The organism is Pseudomonas sp. DCB_BI (assembly GCF_026240995.1).
Lineage (GTDB): Bacteria > Pseudomonadota > Gammaproteobacteria > Pseudomonadales > Pseudomonadaceae > Aquipseudomonas.
The window spans coordinates 99965-117599 of the sequence record NZ_JAPFCG010000021.1; the positions used below are offsets into that span (position 1 = coordinate 99965).

Annotated in this window: 13 protein-coding genes; 7 read left to right on the forward strand and 6 right to left on the reverse strand. The window is 63.5% G+C overall.

What is annotated here, in order from left to right:
• Window positions 1-102: 102 nt before the first annotated feature.
• From metF to OO258_RS21655, 4 genes are all read left to right on the forward strand, one after another.
• A complete protein-coding gene (metF, locus tag OO258_RS21640) occupies window positions 103-948 on the forward strand; it encodes a methylenetetrahydrofolate reductase [NAD(P)H] (protein ID WP_201202188.1) in 846 nt (281 codons plus the stop codon).
• A 93-nt stretch (window positions 949-1041) separates the two neighbouring features.
• On the forward strand, window positions 1042-2118 hold the full coding sequence (locus tag OO258_RS21645) for a hypothetical protein (protein WP_266032394.1): 1077 nt from the start codon (window positions 1042-1044) through the stop codon (window positions 2116-2118).
• 88 nt (window positions 2119-2206) lie between these two features.
• Window positions 2207-2995: a substrate-binding periplasmic protein gene (locus tag OO258_RS21650; RefSeq protein WP_266032397.1), complete on the forward strand. Its 789-nt coding sequence runs from the start codon at window positions 2207-2209 to the stop codon at window positions 2993-2995.
• A 219-nt stretch (window positions 2996-3214) separates the two neighbouring features.
• Window positions 3215-5110, forward strand: coding sequence for a DEAD/DEAH box helicase (locus OO258_RS21655; protein ID WP_266032400.1), 1896 nt, complete (start codon window positions 3215-3217; stop codon window positions 5108-5110).
• 150 nt (window positions 5111-5260) lie between these two features.
• Here OO258_RS21655 and OO258_RS21660 read toward each other — a convergent pair whose 3' ends face one another.
• The 3 genes from OO258_RS21660 to OO258_RS21670 all read right to left on the reverse strand — a co-directional run bounded on the left by OO258_RS21660 (window position 5261) and on the right by OO258_RS21670 (window position 8473).
• Window positions 5261-5839 carry a YceI family protein gene (locus OO258_RS21660; protein ID WP_266032403.1) on the reverse strand — a complete coding sequence of 193 codons (579 nt, stop codon included), beginning with the start codon at window positions 5837-5839 and terminating at the stop codon, window positions 5261-5263.
• Window positions 5840-5871: 32 nt separating this feature from the next.
• A complete protein-coding gene (locus OO258_RS21665) occupies window positions 5872-6423 on the reverse strand; it encodes a cytochrome b (RefSeq protein WP_110746536.1) in 552 nt (183 codons plus the stop codon).
• A 190-nt stretch (window positions 6424-6613) separates the two neighbouring features.
• A complete protein-coding gene (locus OO258_RS21670) occupies window positions 6614-8473 on the reverse strand; it encodes a flavin monoamine oxidase family protein (protein WP_266032407.1) in 1860 nt (619 codons plus the stop codon).
• A gap of 210 nt (window positions 8474-8683) precedes the next feature.
• On the opposite strand from OO258_RS21670, the gene OO258_RS21675 reads away from it, so the two are divergent.
• From OO258_RS21675 to OO258_RS21685, 3 genes are all read left to right on the forward strand, one after another.
• Window positions 8684-9175 (forward strand): hypothetical protein, encoded by a 492-nt coding sequence (locus OO258_RS21675; protein WP_110746532.1) that lies wholly within the window; start codon window positions 8684-8686, stop codon window positions 9173-9175.
• A gap of 79 nt (window positions 9176-9254) precedes the next feature.
• Window positions 9255-10661, forward strand: coding sequence for an adenosylmethionine--8-amino-7-oxononanoate transaminase (locus tag OO258_RS21680; protein WP_266032410.1), 1407 nt, complete (start codon window positions 9255-9257; stop codon window positions 10659-10661).
• 77 nt (window positions 10662-10738) lie between these two features.
• On the forward strand, window positions 10739-11458 hold the full coding sequence (locus OO258_RS21685) for a 16S rRNA (uracil(1498)-N(3))-methyltransferase (RefSeq protein ID WP_266032413.1): 720 nt from the start codon (window positions 10739-10741) through the stop codon (window positions 11456-11458).
• On the opposite strand, the gene trhA is transcribed toward OO258_RS21685, so the two are convergent.
• The 3 genes from trhA to OO258_RS21700 all read right to left on the reverse strand — a co-directional run bounded on the left by trhA (window position 11459) and on the right by OO258_RS21700 (window position 17634).
• On the reverse strand, window positions 11459-12076 hold the full coding sequence (trhA, locus tag OO258_RS21690) for a PAQR family membrane homeostasis protein TrhA (protein ID WP_110746525.1): 618 nt from the start codon (window positions 12074-12076) through the stop codon (window positions 11459-11461).
• Between the two features lie 154 nt (window positions 12077-12230).
• A complete protein-coding gene (locus OO258_RS21695; protein WP_266032417.1) occupies window positions 12231-12704 on the reverse strand; it encodes a chemotaxis protein CheW in 474 nt (157 codons plus the stop codon).
• Entirely contained in the window at window positions 12697-17634 is a 4938-nt protein-coding gene (locus OO258_RS21700) for an Hpt domain-containing protein (RefSeq protein WP_266032420.1), read from the reverse strand. Before OO258_RS21700 ends, OO258_RS21695 begins: the two co-directional genes overlap by 8 nt.
• Between the last annotated feature and the right edge of the window lies 1 nt (window position 17635).

A 17635-nucleotide genomic window follows, 5' to 3' on the forward strand; every position in this document is an offset into this window, starting at 1 on the left:
GTAATTACAGATCTTGAACGACGCCCAAGCCAGACCGGCCATCACCGATCTGGCTTTTACTTGCAGCTTGCCGCTAGACGCTTGTTGCCAGAGGAACGCCTGATGTCACAAGAACGCCGCTACAGTTTCGAGTTCTTCCCGACCAAGACCGACGCCGGTCACGAAAAGCTGATGGGCGTAGCCCGCCAGCTGGCCGCCTGCAACCCGGATTTCTTCTCCTGCACCTACGGTGCCGGTGGTTCTACCCGCGACCGCACGCTGAACACTGTGCTGCAGCTGGAAAACGAAGTGAAGGTACCTGCCGCACCGCACCTGTCGTGCGTGGGCGACACCAAGGCCGAACTGCGCGCCCTGCTGGCCGAGTACAAGGCTGCCGGCATCAAGCGCATCGTTGCCCTGCGTGGTGACCTGCCGTCGGGCATGGGCATGGCCAGTGGCGAACTGCGCTACGCCAGCGACCTGGTGGAGTTCATCCGTCAGGAAACCGCTGACCACTTCCACCTGGAAGTGGCCGCCTATCCGGAAATGCACCCACAGGCGCGCAATTTCGAAGCCGACCTGGGTAATTTCGTGCACAAGGTCAAGGCCGGTGCCGACAGCGCCATCACCCAGTATTTCTTCAATGCCGATAGCTACTTCTACTTTGTAGAGCGCGCGCAGAAGCTGGGCGTAGACATCCCGGTGGTACCCGGCATCATGCCGATCACCAACTACAGCAAGCTGGCACGCTTCTCCGACGCTTGCGGCGCCGAGATCCCGCGCTGGATCCGCAAGCAACTGGAAGCCTATGGCGACGACACTGCCAGCATCCAGGCCTTCGGCGAAGAAGTGATCACCCGCATGTGCGAACAGCTGCTGCAAGGCGGCGCACCGGGCCTGCACTTCTATACCTTGAACCAGGCCGAAGCGAGCCTGGCGCTGTGGAACAACCTGAAGCTGCCGCGCTGAAATCTTTTGGTAAAGTCTGCTTAAGAAATGATTAAGGCTTTGGTCATAGACTAAAGCCTTATTTATTTCCGGGTTACACAGGTCTTACCTGCCATGCAGCATTCCCAGCCATCGCGCCCCCAGCTTGTCTACCTGGCTTTTGGCCCGGCAACCTACCATCAGGAAGCCTGTTTCAGCATCGTCAGCGCCCTCGCCCAGCTGGGCCCGGCAGCGCACGACGCCATGGACATCCAGGTCTACACCGACAACCCGCAGCCATATGCAGGGCTACCCGTTAACCTCCACGTGCTGGATGAGGCCACACGCCAGGCCTGGAATGCCCCTCACGGCTACCACTTTCGCAGCAAGCATGTGCTTTTGCGCCAAGTGCTGCAGCAACACCCGCTGGCCGTGCTGATCGACACCGATACCTTCTTCCGCAAATCGCCGCTGCAATTGTTCGCCCGGGTGGCGCCCGGCAAGCTTTTGTGTAACGCCATCGGCCCACGCTACGGGGCGAACCAGAAGTGCCTGCTGTACAAGAACCTGCTGACCATCCTCCAGTCCCGAGACCTGGCCGACGGCCAGATGCCACTGGTCAACTCAGGGGTGATCGGCCTCACTGCCGATGACGCCAGCACCCTGGACCGCTCCATCGCCATGATGGATGAGTTCTACCCCTTGGCCCGGGAGGCCTATACCCTCGAAGAGTTCTGCCTGGCGGTAGCGGCCTATCGCAAGCTGGAGCTGGCCGGATGCACCGACGTCATTCACCACTACTGGAGCCGCAAGGCGCAGTTTCGCGCCAAGATCCAGGCCTGGCTGCGCAAGCACGGCCACGACCCGCTAAGCCAGGCCGCGCTGGCCGACGTGGCCCTGGTCAACGACCAGTTACCGCGGCCACCGGCCCTGCATCGGCTGGGCTACAAGGCACTGAGCCTGACCCTGCCCAGCCAGGAACGCCAGTTCGCCCGCGAACTGCTGTATGGCTGCTATCCCTACCCCAACGAGTTCGACCGTGCCTGTGCACCGGCCTGGTGGGACAAGGCCCTGGAGAACCTCAATGCCCGCCATGGGCGCATGGAGCCCGAGCGGCTTCGCCAGTGTCTGCGTCATCCGGGGTTGCGGCTGTCGCTGGGCGAGCGACGCAAGGATATCGAGGCCCATCTGCTGCGAACCTCCCAGGGCTGAGGTGCTCGCAAGCCCCATTGCCTTGCGCGACCCCACATCGATCGCGCATGTCTTTACCATGCCCCGGCCGAACGCGTAATCTCCGGCCATGTCCCACATCGCCCGGTTGTTCTGGATCCTGCTGCTCGTTTGCCTGAGCCCGTTGGCTCTGGGCGAACGCTTGCGCCTGGTATCCGATGACTGGGCCCCATATGTGTATCAGCACGACGGCCAGCCGCGCGGTATCGACTACGAAGTCACCAATCAGGTGTTCGCGCGCCTGGGGGTCGAGGTGGAGTGGCAGTTCCTGCCGTGGAAGCGCTGCCTGGTAATGATCGAGCAAGGCCTGGCCGATGGCATTCTCGATATCTTCCAGACCGAATCGCGCCAACCGTATCTCATATACGCGCAAGAGCCCATGTCGGAGGTCGAGTTCGTCCTGTTCCAGGCCAGCGCACGTCGCCATGCCGTTACCCACCTGCAAGACCTCGCCGGCCTCACGGTCGGCACATCGCCGGGCTACGCCTATGGCGATGCGTTCAATGGGGCCAAGTACTTCACGCGCGAAGCCGCCCCCACCCACGAAGCCAACTTGGGCAAGCTGGTGCTGGGCCGTATCGACCTGGCCATCACCGACCGCAGGGTCGGGCGGTATCTGCTGCACCAACTGGGCATGCAACGGCAAGTCGAAGAGCTGCCACTGGTCATCAGCCGCCAGACACAATACCTGGGCCTGGTGCGTAAACCCGGGCGCGAGGAACTGGCCGTGGCCTTTGCCGAAGAGTTGCGGCGCTTCAAGCAGGAACCGGCCTATGCGGCAATCAGCAACCACTACATAGGCGACATTGGAAACATTCTCAACGCCGTTGAGCAGCAGGAAAGCAGCACAGCGCGATAGCTCTGTTATACTCGGGCCTTCCCGCCCGGCTCACGCCCGGACGCTCGGCCTCGCAACAGGCATCCCGATCGGCACCGACGCCCCTTCGCGTCCAGCCTCCGTTTCCCGGATGTGCAGTGAAAGCCCAGCTGGACCGGACGCGATCGCATCCCACCGATGCCCGTCGCGCCAGGCAGAACATCCCAAACGGGCCCAGCCCAAACGAGAACAGGATCGCCCATGTCCTTTGCTTCCCTCGGTCTCTCCGAGGCTCTTGTCCGCGCTATCGAGGCTGCGGGCTATACCCAGCCGACCCCCGTGCAACAGCGGGCAATTCCCGCCGTGTTGCAAGGCCGCGACCTTATGGTGGCCGCCCAGACGGGTACTGGTAAAACCGGTGGCTTCGCCCTGCCGATTCTCGAGCGCCTGTTCCCGGCCGGCCACCCTGACAAGTCGCAGCGCCATGGCCCGCGCCAGCCCCGCGTACTGGTCCTGACCCCGACCCGCGAACTGGCCGCCCAGGTGCATGACAGCTTCAAGGTGTATGCACGGGACCTGCCGCTGGTCAGCGCCTGCATCTTCGGCGGTGTCGGCATGAACCCGCAGATCCAGGCCATTGCCAAGGGTGTCGATGTACTGGTCGCCTGCCCGGGCCGCCTGCTCGACCTGGCCGGTCAGGGCAAGGTCGACCTGGCCCACGTTGAAATCCTCGTGCTCGACGAAGCCGACCGCATGCTCGACATGGGCTTCATCCACGACGTCAAGAAGGTACTTGCCCGTTTGCCGGCCAAACGCCAGAACCTGCTGTTCTCGGCCACCTTCTCCAAGGACATCACCGACCTTGCCGACAAGCTCCTGCACAACCCGGAGCGTATCGAGGTCACCCCGCCGAACACCACCGTCGAGCGTATCGAGCAGCGCGTCTACCGCCTGCCGGCCAGCCACAAGCGCGCGCTGCTGGCACACCTGATCACCCTGGGCGCCTGGGAACAGGTGCTGGTGTTCACCCGTACCAAGCACGGTGCCAACCGCCTGGCCGAATACCTGGAAAAGCACGGCCTGACCGCCGCCGCCATCCACGGCAACAAAAGCCAGAACGCCCGCACCAAGGCCCTTGCCGACTTCAAGGCGAACAGCGTCCGCGTGCTGGTTGCCACCGACATCGCTGCCCGCGGCCTGGACATCGATCAGCTGCCACACGTGGTCAACTTCGAGTTACCGAATGTCGAAGAAGACTACGTACACCGTATTGGCCGTACTGGCCGTGCCGGTCGTTCGGGCGAGGCCATTTCCATGGTCGCGCCGGATGAAGAAAAGCTGCTCAAAAGCATCGAGCGGGTCACCAAGCAGCGCATCCCGGATGGCGACCTGATGGGCTTCGACGCCAGCCAGGTTGAAGCCGAAAAGCCCGAAGTACGCGAGCGCCCGCAGAATAACGGCCGCGGTGGCCGTAACCAGCAGGCCCGTGGCGAAGGCGGCAAAGACGCCAACGGCGGCCGCAAGGACAAGGGCAAGGATAAAGGCAAGGCCAAGCAGCAGGCTGCTGAAAAGCCGGCCGACAAGGAAAAGAGCGGCGACAAGCAACAGCAGCCGCGCAAGCCGCGTGACAAGAAACCGCGCCAGCAGCAGGCCGGCAGTGGCAATGTGCCGAAAGCACCGGCTGACCGTGACCCGGAAGAGTTCCTGGACGACGAGATCGACAACTTCGGTAACCGTGCCGACTATGTCAGCCCGTACCAAGGCAAGAACCAAGGCCGTAACCGCCGCCCAGGGGGTGGTGCCGGCCAAGCTCAAGGCCAAGGTAGTGGCCAGCGCAGCAACGGCGGTGGTCAGGGCCAGGCCCGCAACGGCGGCCAGCAGCGCAGCGGTGGTAGCAGCGGTGAAAAACGCCCGCCTCGCGCCAATAACGGTGGTGGTGCCCGTCGTGATGGCGGCGCTGGCCGTGGTCGCCCGGCACGTGATGACGCTGCCCGGCCAGAGCCGGCGGTGCGCAACCCGCGCCAGCCGGAAAAACAGCCGGTTATCATCCGCAAGGAATCCAAGCTCGACCGTTACCCGACGCCAGAACAGCTGGACGACCTGCCAAGCCGCCCGCGCGGTGAGCGCCCGGCACTGCTGACCCGCAAGGGCTCATAGAAGTAAAGGGGGCCGCTTTGCGGCCCTTTCACTAAAAAGGCCGCCCCCACAGGTATTGCGCAGTTTTCACGTACTGCGTCATACCTGTGGGGGCGGCCTTTTTAGCGAAAGGGCTGCACAGCAGCCCCTCGGTATTTCAGCTACCGCAGATTACTTCTGCTTCACACCTTCAACACTGATATCCAGGTCCAGGGTTTGCGAAGTCGGGCCTGGGCCCTTGATGCCGAAGTCGTTCAGGTTAAGCGTGGTGGCGGCATTGAAGCCGGCGCGCTCGCCACCCCATGGGTCCTTGCCTTCACCGTTGAAGGTAGCCTTGAAGGTGACAGGTTTGGTCACGCCGTGCAGGGTCAGGTCGCCGGTCACGTCGGCAGTCTTTTCGCCAGTCGATTTGACGCTGGTGGAAACGAACTTGGCTTCCGGGTACTTCTTGACGTCGAGGAAGTCAGCGCTGGCAATGTGCTTGTCGCGCTCGGCATGGTTCGACCACAGGCTGGCGGTTTTCAGGTCGACATTGATCTTGCTGGCTTCAGGCTTGGCGCTGTCCCAAGTGAAGTTGCCATCGAAGTCCTTGAAGGTACCGTGGATGAAGCTGTAGCCCAGGTGGCTGATTTTCCAATCAACGAACGCGTGCTGCCCTTCCTTGTCGATCTTGTACTCGGCAGCCATGGCCTGGCCAGCGGAGAGCAGAGCGGTACCGAGCGCCAGAGCGGCAAAAGTCTTTTTCAACATCCTGTTCATTCCTATGCAATTGAGGTTGAGAGTCAAGCTTTGCGGCCCAGCATGCGGCTCAGGGTCGCGTCACGGTCGATGAAATGGTGCTTGAGCGCGGCCAGGGCATGCAACACGGCAAAAATCACCAAGCCCCAGGCCAGCCAGAGATGTATCACGCCAGCCACATCTGCCTGGTCGGGCAGGTCACTGATCAAGGCCGGTACTTCGAACAGGCCGAACACCGGGATACCGACGCCATCAGCGGTGGAAATGAGGTAACCGGCGCCCATCACTGCAAACAGCCCAAGGTAAAGTGCCAGATGGCCCAGTTTGGCCGCGGTGCGGGTGAACGCACCGTGGGTGGCCGGTGCCGGTGGTGGCGGGCTGACGAAGCGCCAGAGCACCCGCAGGAGCATCACCGCCAACAGCACCAGGCCGATGCTCTTGTGCAGGTCCGGGCCGGATTTGCGCCACGGGCTGTAGTAGTCAAGGCCGACCATCCACAGGCCCAAGCCGAACAAACCGAAAACCGCCAGCGCCACGCCCCAGTGCAGGACGATACTGACCACGCCGTAGCGAGAAGGTGAATTGCGCAGTTGCATGTTGGCGTGTTTCCCCGTGAAAGCTGTGCACAGACTATCGCGTAACGTATCGAATAAAAGCGGAAAAAATTGCTTTGGATTATCGAGAAATCCGATATTTATTGTGTAAGCGTCCCATTAAGGAAACATTAACGATAGACGCAGGGTTCAGGGTTGCCAGTGCCGGCCCATGGCCGGCGCTGGCAATGATTCAACCGGCCTTGGCCTGGGTATTGGCCACGGTTTTTTTCGCCGGCTCAGACTTGGCAGTAGCCTTCTTGCTCTCGGCAGGTTTTTGCGCTGGCTTGTGCGCCGGCGCATGCTTGGCCGGCGCAGCCTTGGTCGCAGCTGGCTTGGCTGCCGCTTCCTTCAGGACTGGCGCAGGTGCAGCTTGCGGCGCAGGCGCTGGAGCAGGCGCAACTGCTGGTGCCACTTCATCAGCCTTGGCAATCGGCTCGGCCTTTACCTCGGGCTTGTCCGCCCCACCGAACAGACGCTTGAAGAAGCCTGGCTTGTCCTGCTTGGCCTCATCGACCGGCTTCGCCTCGGTCTTGGCTGGCACCTGCTCAGCCTTGCCCGACTTGTCGGACGAACCCCCGAACATATTCGAGAAGAAGCCCCCCTTGTTCTCCTTGGCCGCCGCGCCTGCCGCAGCAGCCGCCGCGACCGGCGCCGCCTTGGCGGGGTCGAACGACTTGCCAGCCAGCAGGTCCTGCGCCTGGCTGGCGGCACGCTGGCCACTGCGCAGCGCGCCTTCCAGCGTGCCTGGGTACAGGGCATCGGTGTGCTCACCCGCAAAGGTGATGCGCTGCACCGGGCGCTCCCACAGGCGCCAGTACTTGCTGATCTGCCCCGGGCCGTAGGCCAGGTAAGCACCACCAGTACTGGCATCGACGCTGTAGCGCTTGACCTCATAGCCAGTGAACGCACCACGTGCCTGCGGGTAGAACGCATGCAGGCGGATCAGCACCTGGTCAACCATCTGCTTGTCGCCAAAGGCCTGCAACAGGCGGGCATTGTCGCCGGACAGGTTGATAACCACGTTGGCACCGCCCTTGAGCGCCGGTTCGATCCACAGCATGCCAAGCCCGGTGTTACTGAAGATTTCCCCCGACATCCGCGCGCGGCTTTCCCATACCGGCTTCTTGAACTTCAGCATGAGCTGGTCGCGCCAGCCATAGTTGGTGCCCTTGAGCGCCGCTAGGTGCTTGGCGTCCAGGCCTGGGGTCATCTGGATCTTGGCCAGGGCGCGCAACGGCACGGCCATGACCAGGTAATCGGCCTGATAACCGACACTGCCGACTTTGACCGTGACACTGTCCTTGTCCTGCACAATCGCGGTGACCGGCGAGCTGGTCTTGATGGTCTTCAACTGCTTGACGAAAGCCTGGGCCAGTACCGGGCTACCGCCGGGCAGGCGTGCGGCACGCAGATCGCGGTCACTGACGCCACGGTAGACGCGGTTCTGCTGGGCAAAGTACAGCAGCGACAGGCGCGACGGTTCATCGTAGCGGGTACGGATCTGCTGGTTGACCAATTGGCGGGCGGTGGCCGGCAGTTGCAGCTTGTCCAGCCAGGTGGAAACGTTGATCTGGTCGAGGGCGAACAGCGTGCTGGTGGCCTGCGGGTTCAGCGGGTCGTCGATCGAACGCGCCAGGTCGTCGAGGGTTTTTTCGTAGCGCTTGAGTGCCTCGGCTGTGGCCGGCTGCTTGGTTGCCAGGTCGGTGGCGCTGAAATATTCGCCGTCGATCAGGTAACCAGGGGTGCGTACGAACTCGGGCGCCGGCAGTGTTTCAAGCTTGAAACGGTCAAGGTACTGGTTGAGCACCGGCTGCGCCTTGGCGTTGCCGATCCACTCGCTGGTGGCAAGGCCCGAGCGCCCGCCCATGCCGGCCTTGGCTTCCAGCAGGGTCACCTGCCAGCCTTTGTTCTGCAGTTCATAGGCCGCGGTCAGGCCCGCCAGGCCACCACCCACGACGATCGCGGTGGGCGTTTTATCCTTCGCCAGCGCAGTGCCGCTGGAAACACCAATCAATATCAACGCGCACAGACGCACCCAAGCAGCAGCCATGTCGGCGAACTCCGAGTCAGAGGTTACGGAAACGGGGAGAGGCAGAAATGCCCCGGGGAGATGCGTTAAGAATACGTCAGCTCCGCCAACCCTGCCAGCGCAGTGACATCAAGTGCCTTTCGCAACTGACATTTTTGCCAGTAGCCATGTCACACCGCAGCAGGCGAAGCTGGCGAAGATGGCCATCAGCCCCACCAGGAGGGCATGCGCATGATCTTCGAGGAGCATTTCCAGCACGTCGAACGGCAGTTTCTGTGGCACAGGCAGACCCTGTTCACGCCCTCGGGCCTGAGCATCCGCTCCAACAGCACCTCGTGGACCGGCTTCCACGAGGCGTTCAAAGGCGAGGACGGCACCGAGCTGGTAATCGGCGAGCACAGCGACGTGGAAATATCCTTTGCCCAGGAGGTCGAGTGCCTGCGCCTGGAATACTACGTGGTCAGCGACTTCCTGTGTGACGACCTGCACATGCTGTTCGATGCCGAGAACCTTGATTACGACCTGTGCGCCCCTGTCCCCCGCAACTTTTACTGGCTCACGCTTGAAGGTAGCGGTTTTCGCGATTTGCGCCCGGGGCCCATTGCCACACAACCTTACCACCAGGTAATCGACGGGCCATTCCGGCGTCTGACCATCTCCACCTCGCAGGCCGGTACCGTCCACATCCGCCGCCTCGAATGGACCGGCACCCGACGCCACTGAACGGCAGCGGTTGTGGTGCCCTGCAGCATTGCTTAGGCTTACGCGGTCGAACCACGCCGTAAAGCCAGGAGAAGTGCCCATGGGCCTGAATGATCAGTGGATGCAACGCGACCTCAAGGTCCTGTGGCACCCCTGCACCCAGATGAAAGACCACGAGCAATTACCGCTGATCCCTATCAGGCGCGGCGAGGGCGTGTGGCTGGAAGACTTCGAAGGCAAGCGCTACCTGGATGCTGTGAGCAGCTGGTGGGTCAACGTATTCGGCCACGCCAACCCGCGCATCAACCAGCGCATCAAGGACCAGGTCGACCAACTGGAGCACGTGATCCTGGCCGGTTTCAGCCATCAGCCGGTGATCGAGCTGTCCGAGCGCCTGGTGGCCATGACCCCGGCCGGGCTCGACCGGGTGTTCTATGCCGACAACGGCTCGTCGTGCATCGAAGTCGCGCTGAAGATGAGCTTCCACTACTGGCAGAACATCGGCAAACCGGGCAAGAAGCGCTTCGTCACCCTCACCAACAGCTACCACGGCGAAACCATCGCCGCGATGTCGGTCGGCGATGTGCCGCTGTTCACCGAGACCTACAAGGCGCTGCTGCTCGATACGATCAAAGTGCCGAGCCCGGACTGTTACCTGCGCCCCGAAGGCATGGGCTGGGAGGAGCATTCGCGCAACATGTTCGCAGCCATGGAACAGACCTTGGCCGAACACCACCAGAGCATTTCCGCGGTGATCATCGAGCCGCTGATCCAGGGCGCCGGCGGCATGCGCATGTACCACCCGGTGTACCTCAAGCTGCTGCGTGAAGCCTGCGACCGCTACGACGTGCACCTGATCCATGACGAAATCGCCGTGGGCTTCGGCCGTACCGGTACCATGTTCGCCTGCGAACAGGCCGGCATCCGCCCCGATTTCCTGTGCCTGTCCAAGGCATTGACCGGCGGTTATCTGCCGCTGGCCGCCTGCCTGACCACCGACAAGGTGTACCAGGCGTTCTACGACGACTACCCGACCCTGCGCGCGTTCCTCCACTCACACAGCTATACCGGCAACCCGCTGGCTTGTGCTGCCGCGCTGGCGACGCTGGACATCTTCGCGCAAGACAACGTGATCGAGGCCAACAAGGCCTTGGCCACGCGCATGGCCAGCGCCACTGCCCACCTGGCCGATCATGCCCACGTGGCCGAAATTCGCCAGACCGGCATGGCCCTGGCCATCGAGATGGTCCAGGACAAAGCGGGCAAGGTCGCCTACCCCTGGCAGGAGCGGCGCGGCCTGAAGGTGTTCGAACATGCGCTGACCCGCGGCGCCCTGCTGCGGCCGCTGGGCAGCGTGGTGTACTTCCTGCCACCGTATGTAATTACGCCAGAGCAGATCGACTTCCTGGCCGAGGTCGCCAGCGAAGGCATCGACATTGCCACCCGCGACAGCGTCAGTGTTGCAGTGCCGGCCAACTTCCATCCCGACTTCCGCGATCCGGGCTAGGCCCGAAAGCCCCGCCGCCAAACCCTGTGGGAGCGCTCCCACAGGGTCACATGATCCCTTTTCGTCCGAGCAGAACCATGAGACTGTCCCGCTTCTTCATCGACGCCCCCTTGAGCCTTGGCGAGCATGACCTGCCCGAAGCCCAGGCCCACTACATTGGCCGCGTACTGCGCATGGCCCCCGGCGATGCCGTACAGCTGTTCGACGGCAGCGGCCAGGAATACCTCGGCCAGTTGCTTGAAGTGGGCAAGAAAACCGTCCGCGTCAGCCTCGACCAGGCCTTCGTCGGCCAGGCCGACTCCCCGCTGCACGTCCACCTCGGCCAAGGACTGTCGCGTGGCGAGCGCATGGACTGGGCAATTCAGAAGGCCACCGAACTGGGCGCCAACGAAATCACCCCCATCGTCAGCGAGCGCTGCGAAGTGCGCCTGAAGGACGAACGCGCCGACAAGCGCCTGGCCCACTGGCGGCAAGTGGCAATCAGCGCCTGCGAGCAATGTGGCCGCTCGACCTTGCCAGTCATCCACCCGCCAGTGACCCTGGCCGAATGGCTAAGCAGCAGCCAGGCTGACCTGAAGCTGGTCCTGCACCCGGTGGCCGAACCACTTACCCGCCATGCCAAGCCTGCGACCCTGGCCTTTTTGATCGGGCCCGAAGGCGGCCTGAGCGAAGCCGAAGTGGAGCAGGCCAAGGCCGCCGGTTTCCACGCAGCCCGCCTCGGCCCACGTGTGCTGCGCACAGAGACGGCGCCAGTGGTGGCCTTGTCGGTGGCGCAGCAGTTGTGGGGCGACTTTTAACTAGCGTACGTAGAACGACACCGCCACGAAGTGCATCAGGCTGCCTGCGATCACGAACAGGTGCCAGATGCCATGCGCGTGGCGCAGGCGGCTGTCCAGGGCGAAAAAGATGATGCCCACGGTGTACAACACCCCGCCCGCGGCCAGCCAGACGAAGCCGGCGGTGCCCAGCGAGTGCAGCAGCGGCTTGACGGCTACCAGTACGATCCAGCCCATCACCGCGTAGATGATGATTGAAAGGATACGTGCCTCGGAACGTGGCTTGATCTCTTGCAGCATGCCGAGCACCGCCAGCCCCCAGACAACGCCGAACAGGCTCCAGCCCCAGGGACCACGCAGGCTGACCAGGCAGAACGGCGTGTAGCTGCCGGCAATCAGCAGGTAGATCGACAGGTGGTCGAGCTTTCGCATGATCACCTTCGCTCGCCCACGCGTGCTGTGGTAAAGGGTGGATATGCTGTACAGCAACAGCAAGGTGCTGCCGTAGATGGAAAAACTGACGATCTTCCACGGGTCACCTTGCAGGCCCGCAACCACGATCAGCCAGATGGCCCCGATACAGGCCAGGACAGCCCCTACCAGGTGAGTCCAGGCGTTGAAGCGTTCACCGTAATACATGCAAACACAGACCTCCTGAGGTGGGCTGGGTTCCTGATGTGATGCTTATGGCCTCTTCGCGGGCATGCCCGCCACAGGTTATCCACTTGTCTTGAAGAGCATGATTTCCCTGTGGGAGCGGGCGTGCCCGCGAAAGGGCCCTGTATCTGACACCCTACCCAAGATCAGGTTGCAGATCGGCGTCACGCACCAGCCTTTCCAACGCGACCAGGTCTGGCACCCGCGCTACCTGCTCGCCCACCTGCACCGCTGCCAGCTCCAACCTGCCCAGCGCCACATCCACGTAGTTCAGCTGACTGTCGAGCTTGCACGAGCGCGGAATGTCTTGCAGCAACAGCGCCAGGTACCGCAAACCGGTATCGCCCAAAGCATTGAGCACCACCACGCGCGCCCGTTCACCGCAAGGCGTCTCGCCACCGCACGCAGCCTCGAAGCCGATCAGCGGCAAGCGCTGCTGGCGCCAGTCTATCCAGCCCAGGTGCCAAGCCGGTTCATTTAGCTGGCACATCAGGTTGCGCTGACCGCTCAACTCGGCGACCGCCACGTTGGGCAGCACCAGGGTGCGGTCACCCAACGGCAACAACAACCCGGTCAGGCTGCTGCGCTGGCCGGCGATCAGTTCAAGCATGGGTCTGGCTCCAGTGAGCAATGCTCTGCAGCAGCAGCGATTCCTGATACGGCTTGCCCAGGTATTCGTTGACGCCGATGGCCATGGCGCGGTCGCGGTGCTTCTGCCCGGTGCGCGAGGTAATCATGATGATCGGCAGGTCTTTGAGCCGTTCATCACGGCGAATCCGCGTAGCCACCTCAAAGCCATCCATGCGCGGCATCTCGATGTCCAGCAGCAACACATCGGGCCGGTGCTCTTCTAAAAGTGCCATTGCATCGACACCGTCCTTGGCCGTGAGCACACTCATGCCGTGACGTTCCAGCAGGCGGCTGGTGACCTTGCGCACGGTTACCGAATCGTCCACCACCATCACCAACAAGGCGCGGCGCGGGGCCGGGCCGAGCAGCGGGTGCTGGGCACCGCCACCGGGCAGGCGCGCCAGACGGCGCTGCTGGCCACGCAGCTGGCCCAGCAGGTCGAGAATCAGCACCACCCGGCCATCGCCCAGCAGCGTCGCCCCCGATAGCCCGGCAACTGCGGCAAACTGTGGGCCCAGGCTCTTGACCACGATCTCGCGGCTGGGAGACAGGCCATCGGCCTGGATAGCGAACGATTGCTCCTTGGAGTGCACCAGCAGCACCGGCAATGGTACGCTCACACCCAGCAAGGCGGGGCGCGGCAACCCCTGTAGCAACTCACCCAGGTAGCGCAGCTCGTATTCGTGGCCGGCGTAGACATAACGCGGCGAGCCCAGCTGGTAGCAGGCCGCCAGTTCTGCCGGCGGCACGCGGACGATACCCTCGATGGTATTCAGCGGAATGGCATACTGTTCTTCGCCCAGGTGCACCATCAGCGCACGGTTGATCGACACGGTGAATGGCAGGCGGATCAAGAAGCGAGCACCCTTGCCCTGGGCCGATTCGATGCTCATCGAGCCACCCAGTTGCTTGACCTCCTCGTGCACCACGTCCATACCCAGACCGCGCCCGGAAATCTGGGTGATCTTCTCGGCAGTGGAAAAGCCAGGGCGCAGGATGAACTGCAGAATCTCGTGATCGCTCAAGTGCGCCTGCGGGTCCAGCAGGCCGCGCTTGATGGCTTTGCGACGCACTGCTTCCAGCGGCACACCGGCACCGTCGTCAGTCATTTCGATGACAATATCGGCACCTTCGTGCAGCAGGTTCAGGTGGATCGTGCCCTGCTCCGGCTTGCCTGCAGCCAGGCGCATTTCGCGGCTTTCCAGGCCATGATCGACGGCATTGCGCAGCATGTGTTCCAAAGGCGCCACCATGCGTTCGAGCACGCTGCGGTCCAGCTCGCCCTCGGCGTTGCCGACCACCAGCTCTACCTGCTTGCCCAACTCGCTGGCCACCTGCCGCACCACCCGCTGCAAACGTGGCACCAGGCGTTCGAACGGTACCATCAGTGTGGCGGTCAGGCCTTCCTGCAACTGGCTGTTTACCCGTGCCTGCTGCTGCAGCAGGCTATAGGCCTCATGGGCGCGCTGGGCCAGGGTTTCTTTCAGGTCGAGCATGTCCGAGGCGGATTCGAACAACGCCCGCGACAGCTGCTGCAACTGCGAGTGGCGGTCCATTTCCAGCGGGTCGAAGTCGTCATAGGCATCACCTTCGAATTGCTGGCGACTGGAGATCCGCCCCTGGGTCTCGATGTCCAGGCGCAGCAACTGGTCGCGCATGCGCTCAAGCGTGGTTTCCATCTCGTTGAGGGTGAACTGCGCGTCGTTGACCTGCTGCTCGATGCGCCCACGGATGATCGAGTGCTCGCCGGCCAGGTTACCCAGCTCGTCGAGCAGCTCGGCATCGACCTTGACCATGTCGCCCGGGGCCCGTTCCGGGGCAGCTGCCGGCACATCGGCACTGGCAGCCTCCAACGGCCCCTGGCCAGCCGCACTGTCGGTGAGCGCCGCACTGCTGAAATTGCGAATGTAGTCGATCAGTGCCGTGGCAGCATGCAACGGCTGGCCCAGGCGCACGGCATCGAGCATGTGCGCCAGGCGGTCGTGGCAGTTCTGCAGCAGGGCGAACAGCGGCGGGCTCGGTGGCAGGCGGCCGACGGCCAACAGTTCGTAGAGAAACTCCAGTTCGTGGGCCAGATCACCGATCGGGGCGATTTCGACCATGCGCGCCACGCCTTTGAGGGTGTGCAGGTCGCGCATGAGGTTGTCCACCTCGACGCTGTTGCGCGGGTCACCTTGCCAGCGCGCCAAGGCAGCTGCGGCGCTCTCGACAATGTCCGAGCTTTCTTCAAGAAACACTTCCAGCAGCTCTTCGCCGGGGCTTTCCGGCGCATGCGCCGGCGGCTCGTCCAGCTCCGTGAGCAAGGGCGGGCGTGGCATTCCCAAGCCCAGGGTATCGGCAAAGTCCATGTCCGGGTGCAACGGCGTTACCGTATCGATGCCCACCAGGCCGGTGGCATCCGGCGCCAGGGCCTGGTCCAGCAAGCTGCGCAGGCTGTCGACCAGTTCCACGCGCGGCGGAATATCTTGCCCGGCCGCTACTTCATCGAGCATGTCCAGCAAGGCTTCCTGGGCACGCTGAGCCTGGGCGAAGAAACGCCCATCGGCCGGTAGGCTGCCCTCCTCCACCGCACCGTACAGATCAAGCAGGGCTTCGCACACATCATCCATCTGCCACAGGTCAGCCAGGTGCGCGGCATGGCCCAGGGTAGTCATTTCATCAAGCAGGGTGTCCAGCGCACCACGCTGGCCGGGTTGTTGCTGCCAGTGCGCCAGCGACGATTCGGCGTTGAGCAGGATATCCATGGCTTGCGCCAGGAAGCTGGCGAGCTGCTGCGGGTCACGCTTGCCGAGCCGGGCATGCTGCGGAGCCTGATGCAGGGCCGCCAGGCGCCCGTCCACGGCCTGGCCGACCTGTTCGATCAGCTCGGCGGCGCCGGGAATGGCTGCCAGCGGCGTGCTGTCGAGTTGCGCCAAGCCCAGGTGGAACAGCGAACGCGCAGCCTCCAGCCATTCAAGCTCGGCCATTTCCAACGGCAACTGGTGGCCCTTGTACTCTCGGGCCAGGCGGTCGAAGGCGGTAGCCAGTTCAGCGACCGGCATGACCCCGGCCATTGCCGCGCTGCCCTTGAGCGTGTGCAGCGCGCGTTGCAGGCCATCGCTGACCGGCGTTTCCTGGCTGTCGGCCCCTTGCAGGAAAGCATCGAGGCTGGCCAGGTGGCCCTGCGCCTCGCTGCGGAATATGTCCAGCAGCTGAGGGTCGAGGCCGTCGATATCAGCAACGGCCGGCACGTCGTTTTCAGCCAGCGCATGCAGGTGCCCGGCCAGTTGCTCGATCTCGCTGAGTTGGGGCAGCTGACCGGCAGCGAAGTCGGCCAGCAGGTCAGGCAGGTGAACGAATGCCTGCTGCAAGGCCACCACACCTTCCGGGCTGAGCACGCTGCGCCCTTCCAGCACCCGGTTCAACAGGTGCTCCGCGCCCCAGGCCAGCTCGGCCACCGCTTCGGCATGCACCATACGGCCACTGCCTTTGAGCGTGTGCAGCGCCCGGCGTACTTCGCCCAGCGCCTCACGCTGCTGGTTGTCGGCGCGCCAGCGCAACCAGTGGCGCTCGATGTCCGGCAGCAGCTCGCCTGCCTCGTCGAGAAACACTTCGCGCAGTTCGTCATCGATACCATCCAGGCCTGTACTGGCTTCGACCAGCGCACAGTGCACCCCTAGCTTCGCCAGACTGGCTCGCGCCATATCGATAAAGGGTTGGCCATCGGCCAGCGGGTCAGCCACCCGCCATTGCAGGTACCATTCGGCGGCGCTCAAGGCCTCGGCCAAGTGCGCCAGTTCATCGGCAGGTGGCTCCACCTCCAGGTGTTGCAACCAGCGCTGCACATAGCCGGCACAGCCGGCGAACACTTCGGCCACGGCTGGCAGCATCAACATCGCCAGCGCGCCACGCACCTGCTGCAACAAACCCGGCAAGGGTTGCAGACGTTGCCGCGGCCAGCCGGACTCGAGGCAATCGCCGATCAGGTCCTTGGCCTGCTGCAGCACGTTCAGCGACTCGTTCAGCACCAACTGGCGAATTTCCGCGAGGTCCGAGCCCGGCAGGCCGCCCTGGCCGTTTTCTTCCAGCGGGCCGACCATGCCGTTGAGCGTGGCCTCGACATAGAGCAAGGCGCCTGCCACGTCCATCAGCACCGCATCGTCCACTGCCCGCTCGCCCTGGGACAGTGCCTGCAGCACCAGTACCTGGTCGATGATGACCCGCCGCGGTTGCTGGAAACCCAGCACGGCCAGGGTGTCGGCCACGTGCCGCAGCGGCGCCAGCAAGGCGTCGAGCTGCTCGCTGTGCTGGCGGTCACCGCGCCCGAACAGGTCAAGACGCTCCTTGATGCGCATCAGGTCGTCGCACAGTGCGCTCACCACCGAGCGCAGGGCATCGCGACCCGGACCGGCCTGCAGTTGGTCACGCCAGTTACCCAGGGACAGGTCGAGGTTGGCCAGGTCATCGGAGCCGGCAAAGCGCTGCGCGGCACCACTGATCAGGCTGGCCTGGGCCAATGGCTCGACGCCACGGCAGGCACGCAGCTGGTTGAGCAACGGCAGCATAACCAACGGCAAGTCGTGGCGCGCACCGCGCAACCGCTCAAGGTATGAAGGCAGTTGCTCCAGGCCGCGGAACAATGCTCCCAGGCAATCACCCCTTGGGCTGACCTGGCCTTCGGCCAACGCCCGGGCAAACAGTTCCAGCTCCTCGGCCAGGCGCGTGGCGCCACGCAGTTCGAGCATGCGCAGGCAACCGTGCACCTGGTGCAGGTTGTCGACCACGAAGGCCAGCATCGACAGGTCGCCCGGCTCCCCGGCAAAGCGCTCCAGTGCCTGGCGCGCCTGGCCGAGGCAGTCGAGGATGGCGGCCTTGGTCCAGGCCAGCGCCACCGTGTCGTGGCGCTCTGGGCTTAGTGCTGCTACAGCCATG